The organism is Bradyrhizobium tropiciagri (genome assembly GCF_018130545.1).
Lineage (GTDB): Bacteria > Pseudomonadota > Alphaproteobacteria > Rhizobiales > Xanthobacteraceae > Bradyrhizobium > Bradyrhizobium tropiciagri_A.
This window is the reverse complement of the sequence record NZ_JAFCKF010000005.1, coordinates 84367-97430: the sequence shown is the minus strand read 5'-3', so window position 1 is coordinate 97430 and position 13064 is coordinate 84367. Positions and strand designations below refer to the sequence as shown.

Below are 13064 nucleotides of genomic sequence, written 5' to 3'. Positions count from 1 at the left end.
CCAATCGCGCCGCCGCCGGGCGTCAGGGCCAGCTGGAACGAGGTCGTGCTGTTGCCGGGATTGATGACGTAATAGGTCTGGCCGCTGGTGAGGCCGCCGATCGGCAGGTCCCCGGCCTTGACGAGCGTATGCGTCACGCTGCCGCCCGCCGCCGGCTGAGACAAGGTGATCGGCGTGGTGTTGTCGATCCTCGCTGCCGAATCGTGTTCGACCGTCACGGTATCCTTCACCGTCAGCGTCAGGGATGTCGTCCCGACCCCGCCGGCCGCGATCGTGAAATTCCTGTTGTTGCCGGCGGTGTCGGTGATCGAAATGGTCTCGCCGGCGAAGAAGCCGTCGTTGATCCAGCTGCCGCCATCGGTCCGATCGATCGTATCGTTGCCATTGTCGTTCTGGGCGTCGTGGCGGGTAAAGTTGACCGCCACCACCTCGGTCGACAACAGCTGCAACGTGCCGGTGCCGGTGTTGACGTTGGCCACCACATAATCCCTGCCGGCGGCCAGGCCGCCGATCGCTGCGCCCTGCGAACTGATGGTCTTGACATCAGGACCTTCCGGTATCAGCGATCCGCTCACCGTCAGCACGAGTGTGGAAGCACTGACACCGTTCGCGGCAATCGTGTACGTGCCGTTGTTGTTGCCGGCGCCTGACACCGTTATCTGCTGACCGGGCGCATAACCGGCCGACAGCCAGCTGCCGCCATCGGTGCGCGTGATCGTGTCGAGCACCGGATTGCCCTTGGCGTCCTTCACGATGTTGATCGTCTTGGTTTCCGGCCCCTCCGCCGTCACGGAGCCAGCCGATGCCGTCAGCACGATCGTCGACGCGGTCACACCATGATCGGCGATGGTGTAGGTATTGTCGTTGCTGCCCGCGCCGGAGATGTGGATCTGCTGCCCTGCCGCGAAGCCTGCGCCGAGCCAGCTAAGGCCGTCGGTGCGGGTGATCGTGGCGAGGCCCAAGGCGATCGTCTTGGTCTCGGCCGGCTGCGAGACCACCGAGATCGACTTCGCCACGAGAGGCGCAGCTACCGGGTTCGCGAAGGTTTCAGAGGTGATACTGACCGTGTCGGGCTTTGCGAAAGTCTTCGTTTCGGGACCTTCTGCAACAACCGTGCCGTTTGACGTCAGCACCAGCGTATCGCCGCCCGCGAAGCCGGCGTCGATCGTGTAGGTGCCGTTGCTGTCGCCGTTGCCGCTGATGACGATCTGCTGCCCGATGGCATAGCCGAGGGTCGACCAGTCCAGCCCATCGGCGCGCTTGATGGTGTCGTTGGTCCCGTTGTTGCCGAAGGTGACGCTCACCGCGTCGGTCTGCGCGAAGGCGCCGTTGCTCGTCAGCACCAGCGTCGCACCGCCCGTATAACTCCCGTCGATCGTGTAGGTCCCGTTGTTGAGGCCCGCCCCGCCGAGATGAATCTGTTGCCCGGCGGCATAGCCGAGATTTAGCCAATTCACGCCATCCGCGCGCGTGATCGTATCGTGGGCGCCGCTGTTGCCCAGGCTGAGCTGGGCGGTGTTGGCGTGGGCGAAGGAGCCGTTCGATGTCAGGACTAGCGTGGAGCTACCGACGCCGCCGGCGGCGATGGTGTAGGTCCCGTCGTCGTTGCCGCTTCCGGCGACCGTAATGATCTGGCCAGGCTGATAGCCGCCGGTCTGCCAGTTGCCGCCGTCGTTCCGCTGGATCGTGTCGTTGGTGCCGTTGTTGCTGAACGTGAACGCCGCAATAACTTTGTGCGCGAACGTGCCGTTGCTGGTCAGCTGCAATGTCGAATTGGTGACGCCGTTGTCGGCAATCGTATAGGTGCCGTTGTTGTTGCCGGCGCCGGTGATGGTGATCTGCTCGCCCGGGATGAAGCCGAAATCGACCCAGTTCTTGCCATCGGTGCGCGAGATCGTGTCGTGCGTACCGTCGTTACCGAACGTGACGCCGAGCGTCGCAGTCTGGTTGAAGGTGACGTTGAGCGTGGTCGAGTTGTCGAAAATCACGCCCGTCGTGGTCGACGAACTGTTGTCATAGCTGACGACCTCGCCATTGGTGAACGGGTTCAGTGGCGATCCGTTGTCGTTGAGGAATTTGATCGTGCTCGTGCCGCTGTCGACCTGCTTGCCGCTGAACGACTCGGCCGGCGGCGCTTCGTAGGTGACCGCTTCCTTATCCGTGAAGTTGTTGGCGACATTGATGGTGTTGCCGCCGGTGATTAGCGAGGGATCGAACGTCGTCAGGTAATTCTCTGGATGGAGAGCGCGGTCCTGCGTCGTCTCGAGCTTGATACGGAAGCCGTCGAGCACGCGCACGTAATACGTGGTGCCGGCCGTGAGACCGCCGATGACCGGCGAGCCGGCGCCCGGTTCGTAAACTACCGCGTCGCCGCTCTGGAAATTGTGTGGCGTCTGGAATGTGATCGTGTCGGTATTCGCGTTGACGGCGGCGCCGTCGAAGATCGATCCGAGCGCCAGGTCGTCGACGCCGATGCTGATGACGTTGTACGGGCGGATGACGATCGACGGATTGCCGGTCTTGTTGTCGATCGTGGTCGGATCGGTGTAGGAGGTCTCCAGGCTGCCCGTGCCCGTCCCGGTCGCCGTGGCTCCGATCAGCGTGTGACCTTCGTTGTCGTAGGTGATGACGTCGCCGGTGCTCAGGCCGTTGCCTGCCACATGCAGCGTGTCGTTGGCCGAATCGATCGATGTGATCGTGTAGGTCGGCACGTTGACGTTCGGCGGCGCCGCGGTCGCCTTCACGTTGATCTGGTTTGTGCCGAGCGTGCCGGCGTGCACGGTCCCGGCGGAGATGTAGGCCAGCACGTCAGGGTTGATCGTGGTGGTGCCGCTCGATGCGCCGACGCCGATCAGGCCGCCCGTGACACCCTTGGTGACGGCATCACCCTCGGGGTTCTCGGTTGCGGTCACATTGATGTTGCCGCTCGTGCTGATCAGACCGTTGCTGGAGATGTATCCGTGCACGGTCGGCGTCATGGTGACCGTGGCGCTGTTATCCGTGCCGGCGATGAGACCGCCGCCTACCGCCTGCGAGTACGCGCTCGCCGTGTCGGTATCGAGCGCCTCAATGGTCAAGTTGACCGCACCGGGGCCACCCGTATCGTCGCGGACCTCGCCATCCAGATGCGCTGTGGTCGAGCCCTTGATATCGGCCTCCGAAATGCTCGCGCCGACGCCGACCAGCCCGCCGCCGATGCCGTGCGACGTCGCGGCGGCACGATTGTTGCCGATCGCCCTGACCTGCACGCTGCCGGAGGCGTTCACCCGGCCCTTGATCGCCGACTCGATCACCGGGCTCATGATGGCGGTCGTCGAGGCGCCGGCCACCGCAACCACAGCGCCCGCCGATGACGAGCCATCCGCATTGGCGCCAAAACCGCCATGCGGATCGACACCTTGATTGGTCGACGCAGTAACGGAGATGTTGTTGGCTGCCGTCGTGCCGTTGCCGATGCTGGCGGTCACATGCGGCTCGACGTCCGCCTTGGCGATCGAGGCGCCGACCGCGAGACCGCCGGCGGCCACGCCCAGAATGTTCGTGTCGAGCTTTTCGACCGCGGCGGCATCGATCGTAACGTCGCCGGTCGTCTTGATGGTCGCACCGTCACCGATCTGGGCATCGACCGACGGCGACATGGTGTCCTCGGCGAAATTGATGCTGAACGCGCCGATGCCCGCCGAGACGGCGACAGTCTTGGTTTCCGCGGTGTCCGTCGAACTCGATGTCAATTTCAACGAATGGACCGTCTTCCCAGCCGACTGGCCGATCTGGGCGTTGTTGGCGACGATCGCATTCGCCCCGCCGCTGACGTTGAGGTTAGTAAAGGACACGCCTGCGGCCACGCCGCCGGCGGCAACCTCACCCGTGAGCTGCTGTATGTTACGCGTATCGCTGGCATTGACCGTCACGTCGCCCGCCTGAGTGACGTTGCCGAGGCTCGCCTGGGTCAGGCTGTTGTCATTGATCACGACGACCGCGGCGCCGATCCCGACGAAGCCCACCGAGCCGTCGATGGCGGTCAGGTTCAGACCTTCATTGAGGAAGGCGTTGACATCGATGTTGCCGCTCGCACTGAGGTTTCCGTTGGCAAAGGCGGCGACATTATCGGAGACCGACAGCAAGGCGACGGACGCCCCGGCGCCGACGATGCCGGCTGCGATCTGGCCGGCGGCTACGGTAATGGTGTCGGATTCATTCGCGGTGACGCCGATCGCGCCGCCGGCCGTCAAGTTTGCGCCGCCTTCCACCACCGCCGTCGTTCCCAGCGGCACTGCCGCGGGATTCTGATTCTTCGGCTGCGGAGCAGCGTCTTCCTCGCCCGAGATGGCGCTCCCCGTGGGCACGCTGCTGCCCAGGTCGGCCAGCGCTTTTTGGGTGCCCTGATGCACGCGGTTGGTATTGGTGTTCGGGTTGCCCGTCGCATCCGACGAGAAATTGCCGAACCCGCCGCCCTTGCCGCTGCTTCCGGTCGCCAGCCCGGTGCCGCTGTCGACCTGACCGGTCGCGTAAGTATCCGCGGAGTTGCCGCCGCCATCCAGCGCACTCTTGGTCTGCGTGCCGGTATTGTCGGTCGTGGTCTTCTGAATCTGCGTGCCGATCGACCAGACGCTCACCGTCCCGCCGACTCCGACCGCACCAAACGCGCCGCTGGCGTCGAACCCGCTGAAGTTCTTCAGGCTGAGGGCATCGACATGGATGTCGCCACTGGCGTGAACATCCGCGTTGGGCTCGACATCCGCCCTGACATTCGCATTCAACGTGCCGACGTCGATTGCACCGGAAATTCCGGCAAATCCGGCCGCGACGCCGATGACGAAGGTTTGTACCGACACCGCATCGGCAGCGTTGACGTAGACGTTCTGGCCCGGATGCGCATCCACCTGGTCGCCGTTGATGACGGCATTCTGGCCAATGATCGCATCGGTGTCTGTATTCATCAACGTGACGCCGACGGCGCCGGACACGCCGACGAAGCCGCCGCCGCCCGCAGCCACGATGTGCAGGACATTTTCACTCGACTCTGCTTGAACGATGACCCCGCTCTTGGTCGCCTTGTCGAAGCTTCCGGACGTGATGTCGCCCGTGAGCACGCCATTTTCTCCGCCGCCGCCGAACGCATCCACGTGCGCGCCGTTACCGATGAAAGCTTGCGTGTCCTTGTCGAACACCAGCACGCCGACCGCAGCGCCGATACCGGCCGATCCGCCGACGCCAAGCGCTCCGGACAAGATGAAGACATGGCTGTCGTCGACGGCCGAAACGAACACGTCGCCGTGGGCGGTAACATGCGCGCCATCATTGATGAACGCCTTGGTGATATCGTTGATGACCATCACGCCGACGTTGGCGCCGACGCCGACCCCACCGCCTCCCACAGCGATACCGACCAGGACCGTGTCTTCCGATGCGGTAGCCTCGACGACCACATCGTTGAGTGCGTTGACGATAGCCGACTTGCCGATGAAGGCTTCCGTAGATGAAGGCGATGGATTCGATGCGGGATCACCGACGACATTGACGCCGACGTTCGGCGCCACGCCCACGCCGCCGACGCCGACGCCGACGCCGATCGCGAGGTGGTAGAAATCGTCGCCGGCGCCAACCAGCACGGATTGGGCTCTGGGTCCGAGCCCCGCATTCGGCGTGTCGGTGTTGATGGTCGCGTTGTCGCTGATATAGGCCTTCGTGGTGGCGTGAACGACGTCGACGCCGGCGGACACGCCAACGCCCACGGAACCGGCCGCAAATGCGATGGTGAAGGTTCGGATCGCGTCCGTGTTGGTCGCCGCGACGGCGAGACCGTGGAAGCCCGGCGCCAGGTGGACCGGTGCAGACCGTCTGCCGCTCAGCGACGGATCCTCGGATTTCATCTGCGTCTTGCTGTTATTGTTGTTCAGGTCCATGTCGCCGAGTTGCGGCGTATTGACCTGCCCTTGCGATTTCAGATTCGCCCTGACATTGGGATCGCTGCTGGTCGCGTCGTTGAAGGTGGAGGCGTCACCCGATTTGACGCCGGCCGACCCGCCCTGCGGGTCGAAGGTCGCCGCGTTGGTGTCGAATTGGGGATCGAACCTGCCAGTATTCACCGACAGGCCGGTGCCAAATCCGTCGGCAGTGACGTTGGCACCGACGCCGATGAAGGCCTCGGTATCCTTGGTGAAGACGTCGACGCCGACGCCTGCGGCCACGCCCACCGACCCGGCCGCCAGCACGCCGACGACCTCATTGATGTCCGAGGCATCGTTGGCCGCAACCGAGATGCTCCCGGTCGCATGCACGTCCCCCGGTCCGAAGCCGGACGCGTTGTCCGGATCGTCGCCGATGAAGGCGCGGGTATGCAGATCGAACACGTGGACGCCCGCGTCGGCAGCGACTCCCACATCACCCACGCCGATGCCGGCGGCCACCGAAATCAGGCTTTCGCTCGATTCGGCGTCGACGGTGATGTTCCCGTCGATGGTCGCAGTCACGCCCGAGTCGATATAGGCATAGGTGTGCTTGGTCATGTCGCCGACATCGGCGCCAACACCAGCCGCAACGCCGCCCGAAATGCCGAGCGAACCGGCCACCGACACGATCGAGGTCGGATCGCTCGCGCTGACGTTCAGACTGCCGCCGCTGCCGACGCTCGTGGTGACGGTCGCGCCCGGGCCGACATAGGCCGTGGTCGTCTCGTCGAGCACGTTGACCGCCGCCGAGCCGGCGACCCCGGCATCGCCGCCAACCGCGATACCGGCCGCAATCGTGATGATGTCCTCACCTGCCGAGGCCGTGATATCAACATCGCCGCCGGCACTCACCTCGGCGGACGAGCCGACATACGACAGCACCGTATCCGAGTGCACCAAGGTCGTGTTCGCCACGCCGATGCCGGCATCACCGCCGGCGCCGACAGAACCAGCGATCATGGTCGTGGTGAAACTGCTGGAGGCGTCGACCGTCACACCGGCGTCGGAGTCCACGTGGGCACCGCCGTCGATATAGGCTTCAGTGTCTCCATGAATGTCGGCGATCGCCACCGAGGCGGTCAGGCCAATATCATCGCCCACCCCGACGGTTCCCGCGATCGACAGCATCGTCTCTGTCGAGGTCGCCGTCACACTGACAGCGCCGCCGGCCTGCACCATGGCCTGGCTGCCGATATAGGCGAAGGTATGCTTGGTCAGAATCTCAACATCGAGACCGATACCGATCCCGGTCGAGCCGGTCGTGACGCCAAGCGCGCCGGCAACGCTGCGAATCTCGGTCTCGTTGACCGCCTTGACCGTGATGGTCTGGCCTGCGCTTGAGGTGTAGAGGTCGCCCTTGTTGATTTGGCTCCCGGTGTCGATATGCGCGTCGACGGTGATATCGAGAACATTGACGATAAACGAGCCGCTGGCCGCGGCGTTGCCGCCGCTGGCCGAGCCCGCCACGGCGACCGAGGTCAGGGTCAGATCGGCGCCGGCCGGGACGTGCGGAATGGCGATGGGCGTCGGGTTGAGGGCACTTTCCGCATCGACCGTCAGCGCGCCGGCTTCATCGGCATCGCCGGCGATGAATGCCTTCGTCGAGACGTCGTTCATCACCGCGACGTTGATGGTCGCGCCGAATCCGCTGCCGCCCTCGGAGAACGCCGCAGCCGCCGCGACGGTCTGCAAATCAAAGTTCGCCGTGGCGGTCACGCTGGTGTCTGCGCCAGACTCCAGATGCGACCCGGCGGCCGTCGAGGCCTCCGTTTCGAATTGATGGATCACGTTGATGCCGATCGACCCGGCGACCGAGGCTTTGCCGTTGTCGCCGCTTGCGGCCGCCGCGGCACCCCAGGCGATGAAATCGTCGGCCTTGCCCGTCGGAACGACCGCCTCGATGGTGATGCCGTTACCGGAGATCTTGGACGCACCGGTGACTTGGGCCTTGTTGGTCGCATTTACCACGTTGAGGCCAACCGCAGCACCTACATTGGTGCTGTTGTTCATCGCGATCGACGCACCAACGGCCTTGGCAACGGAATCCACTTCCGCTTGCGCCGACACCTTGAGCGCGGCATTCGCGCTGATGTTGCCTCCATGGGTGATCTTGGCAGTGTTGTTCGACGTGAGCACGTTGACCGCGACCGCCGCGGCCACGCCGACACCGCTCGAGCTCTTGCCGCCCTCACCGGAACTCTTGCTCTCGCCGCTGCTCGACTCGCTCGTCGCGGTGCTGCCACCCGATGCGCCGCTCAACGATGTGGTGCTGCTTCCGGCATTGCCGGCGTTGCCGCTCAGCTGCTTGTTGGCCTGATCGTCAGACGTCTTGGACGATTTGGTTGTATCGTTGTCGTCCGATTTGTCGCTGGACGCACCGCTGACGGTGGCTACCGCCTCCGCCACGCTCGATACTGCCGCGGTCGCCTGCAGCGTGAAACCGCCGAGCGTCGTAGAGATACCGCGCGCCACCTCGGCGCTGTTCTCGACGTCAACCACGGCAACCGACACGGAGGCGCCGACGCCCACGCTCTTGCCTGCCGCCTTCGCGTCGGTTTCGGTCAAATCGTCCGCCGTCACAGACGAGGTGATCGTGACATCGCCGGTGCCGGAGATCCCGGTGCCGTTGACCGCATCCGTTCCAACATAGGCGCTGGCGGTGTCGTCGATGACGGCAACGGCGGCGCTGATGCCGACCGCCACGCCTGAAGACGATTCGGCGCCATTCTCACCGTGGGTGTAGGATGCGTCGCCCAAGGTTGCCGATACCGTCAACGCGCCGATCGTGCCGCTGATTGTGGTGCCGTCCGTGATCGCGGCCTCGATCAGGTTGTGATTGCTGTCGGGACCAATGACGTTGACCGCCACAGACGCGCCCACGCCGACATTCGTGCCGCTGACGTCGCCGTCGGACGGCCTGGCAATCGCAATATTCGCTTCATCGCTCACGGCAACGACCGAGACATCTCCGCCACCGGTGACCGTCAGCGTCGCGGCGCCACCGCGGCCGAGCACCGCTTCGCTATCGTTGTTGACGACGTTGATGGCCACGGAGCCGGCGACGCCGATCTTGCCATCGCCAGCGCCGGACGCAGCGTCGGCGAGGCTCGAATGCGTCGTGTCGTGCAGGACCTGGCTGTCATTCCCGGTGCCAGTCAAGCCGATCGCCGTGCCCGCAATCGCATCGTCACGTGACGCGGCCAGCTGGTAATGTCCCTCGGTCAGATCGATGACGTAATAGGTTTGGGTTTTCTGTGTCAGCCCGCCGACCGCCGTGCCACCCACCGCGTCGTAAGCAACCTGATCGCCGGTACGCAGCTCGCTGTCGTCGCCGGCATTGAACAGCGTGACCGTGCCTTGCGGGTTGAACTTGATCGGGCTGAGCAGATTCGGGGCGGTACCTGCACCGCCGGGGAGGTCGACATACTTGAAGAAATCGTGCTCAGAGCCACCTCCGGTGGATTTGAGCTTGACGTAGTTGTCGTTGCCGGCCTTGGCGTCCGATAGCCCATTGCCATTGCCCGTGCCGTCACCATAGAGGCGGATCGTGCCGTCCTCGGCGACGTTGACGTAGTAGCTATCACCAAAGCTTAACCCCTGGATCGAAGAACCCTTCGGGGTGTACAGCACCTCGTCGCCGTTCTTCAGGCCGGAATCGAGACCGACGAAGATCGAATCCTCCTTGAAGACGCTGTCATCGACGCCGTCTTGGGTGACGACGTTAGGCGCGATAGCCGGCGCCGCGATTTCGCGGTCCGCCATGACGGCCCCGGCACTGATGCCGCCACCGCTGACCACGGCGCCGCTCCCGATGTAGCCGAGATTGGTGATGTTGCTGACATTAATCGGCACCGCCGCGCCAACGCCGGTGCCGCCGCTCGCGGTGGCGACGCCATTGGCGATTGCGTGGCTGTCGATATTGGCAATCGACAGCGTCGAGACGAGGCCTGTCGCCGTGACGTGCCGCCCGCTCGGAATCGACGCGATCGATTTGCCGTTCTCGATATTGATGGCAACTGCGCCGGCAACGCTGACCGACCCGCTGGACGTCGACGCGGACGGCCGCTTGTCGCTCTGGGTCTTGTTCGGATCGGTGCCCTCGGTGGTGGTGTCGCGGGACGGCGTCGGCGCGACCGAAACAAACTCCTGGCTGCCGTTGGGCGAACCGATCAAGTTGACGGCATTCTTGTCGTTTTTCGCGTCATCGGCCGAATGGTAGAACTTGTAATTGCCGCCGCCGACATCACGCACATAATAGTTCTGGTTGTTGAGCAAGCCCTCGCCGGAGGTCGCATCGAGAATATGGAATTTCACCTCGTCGCCGGTGTTGAGGCCCGATCCGAGCTGGATCGTATCGGCGGTCGTATTGACGTTGCCCGCAGTAAAGCTGAACGTCTGCCCGCCGCTCGCCTTCTCATTGTTGGCAAAGCTCTTTTGTGCATCGGTCTTGCCGTCGACGCTGCTGTTGTCGCTATCCTCGCCCTTCGAAGCATCATCGTCCTCGCCGCCCTTCGAGCTGGCCCTGGAGATGCTTTCGCTGAGTGAAATCGCGCTCGACATGAACGCGGCGATGCCGCTCGAGGCGATGTCGCGGTTCGTGGTCGACAGCGAGCTGTCGTTGACGATCGACAGCGAGATCGAGATTCCGACCCCGGTCTTGCTGGACTTCGTGTCGCCGGTGGCGATCGTCTGCACCGTATCTGTCAGCGTCGAGGATGCGCTGAAGCCATCGACTCCGACCGTGAGCAGCGAGCCGGTGCCAAGGGTCGCGTGCGTGTCGTTGTCGGCGACCGAAATCGCAATGATCGGCGTAATCGCCGTCTGGCCCTGACCGCCGCCGGTTGCCTCGGTGTCCATTTTGTGGTCCGAGTCGGCAAGAAGGCTCACCCCCTTCGCGCCGCTGACGCCGGCATTGTTGCCAAGGAACGCCGCGGTCTCGTCCTGGCCGTATCCGACCGCAATCGAGATGCCGATGCCGAACTTCGTCGCGTCGCTGCCGCCCTCTCCTCCCGGTAGCGCCTTGGTCGTGATCGTGATGTTTGAATCGGCTTCGATCAGGACGTCCGGGCTGCCGAGCAGCGTCAGCGACGAGCCGGTATCGATATAGGCCTCGTTGGTCGTCAGGATCACGTTGACGGCCAATGAGCCGGCCACACCGACCTTGGTTGGATCGCCGGCGCCCGAGGTCGCCTCGGCATCGAAGCTGCTTGCAGTCGACGGCTGGACCTGGATGCTGAGCGCGTCCGTAGCGATCGTCGTGACGCCGCCGACAAACGCAAGATTGTCGCGGGTGGCGGTGTCGATGGCGACGGCGACACCGACCCCGTTGTTTCCGGTACCCGTGTTGGAGCCGTCGGCGGTGACCGAAATAATGTCGATCGGGTCGACCAGCACCGTAACCGCACCGGTGCCGGCATGGCCGATCGTGGCATTGTTGATGAACGCCGACGTCGCCCCGAGGTCGACGCCGACCGAGACCGCGCCGGCGAACGTAATGTTGCTCTCGGTGCCCGCCGCTCCGGTGGATGTATTGTCGGCCGTCGTCGCCTTGTTGGTCGACAGCACGTTCTCGCTCGGATTGTCGGCACTGGCCCCGTCATGTTGCGACGAGCCATCCGTGGACGACGTCGATGCGGTACTGAACTCGCGGTCCGAAGCCGCGCTGACGGTAACGGAACTGCCGTCGACGGATGCCCCGTCGACCGATGCCGTCGTGTCACCGTACAGGACGGAAACCGCGACCGCGGCGCCGGCCGTCACACCCGTCGCGTCTGCCTTGGTGTCGCCGATGACCCTGCTGCTCGCCGTGACGGTCGTCGCATCGATAGCGCTGAGCTGGGCCGAATCGAACACGGCGGCCACGGCCTTGCTCTCGAACACCGTCACGGCCACCGCACCGTCCAGCTTGGAGTTGCTGTTGTCGTCGCCGGAGTCGGGACCGACGACCTCGGTCTTCAACGTGCTGATGTCCGACGTGGCGCGAGCGTCGATCTTGCCGGCCGAGGTGACCTGCGAACCGCCGTGGATCAGCACCTCGGGGTCGGCGCTGCCGACGGTGACCGCGAAGTTGACCGAACTGTTGTTCTTCGCCGTACCGATGATGCCGCCGCCGGCGTCGTCGACCAGCGCATTGATGCTGATATCGCCGCTGCCTTGGGTCTTGACCGTCGAGCCGTCGCCGATATCGACCTTGACGCTGCTGAAGCTCAGGACCAGCGAAACGTTCGACAGGTTGCTGGTGCCCATATTGGCGTTGAGAATCGACTGATCGTTGAGGCTGAACTGACCGATGCCGCTGGCATCGTCCGCGCCGCCGGTGCTGATATTGAAGTTGGAGTGCGCCTCCAGCGTGACGTTGCCGCCCGTCGCCAGGAAGTTGGCGGCGTCCAGGGTGATTCCGGCATTGCCGATCGCCACGGCCGCTTGCGAGAAGCCCGGGATGAAGCCGGCACCGGGAAGCGCGCCGGTCAGTCCGATCTGGTCGGACTTGAGCGTCAGATCGCCGGCAACGGTGAGACTGTTGGTGGCAGTGATCTCCGAGTTGCTGGTGACCGACAGGCCGAACTGCAGGCTGGCATCCTTGTCCAGCTTGATATGGTCCTGGAAAGCGCGCTGGTCGCCGCCGTCGAAAGTAATGTCGAGCAGGTTCTTGTTGGCTATGCCGGTCGCGCTGGCGTCAAGGGTCGAGAACGTGTCAGCGTCGATATGGATCGTGTCGCTCTTGAGGTCGCCGAGGTTGACGCCAAGCAGCGTGCCGCGCTCGATCGTCAGCTGGCCGCCGCTCAGCAGCTGGGCGGACGTCACCTGATGGCTCGCGTCGGTCAGCGTCGCATCGTTGAACAGCTGCACATGCGTGCTGTCGACCGCCTTCACCCAGAATTCGCTTGAGCCGGAGCTGCCGTAGGACAGATCGGCCGACAGCAGCAGGCGCGGCTCGATCGGCTCCAGTGTGAAGCTCTGACGTTTTGCTTTGGCCGCGGGACGCACCGCGCTTCCCGCGCGGCGCCGTTTTATGGCGCGTGCCGGGAAGATTTCGCGGACGACCTTGTCAAGGAGCGATTCGAACGCGGAGCGCTTAAAAGCTTCCTTGTTCCAGCGCCAATGAATGCCCAT

The 13064-nt window shown here is 64.2% G+C and carries 1 protein-coding gene (running past one end of the window); it reads right to left on the bottom strand.

The window, feature by feature from the left end:
• On the bottom strand, positions 1-13064 hold the 5' end (the start) of the coding sequence (locus JQ616_RS22245; protein ID WP_212018054.1) for an LEPR-XLL domain-containing protein. Its footprint begins 17395 nt before the window's first position; only the first 13064 of its 30459 coding nucleotides appear in the window; it begins with the start codon at positions 13062-13064; its stop codon lies off the left edge, out of view.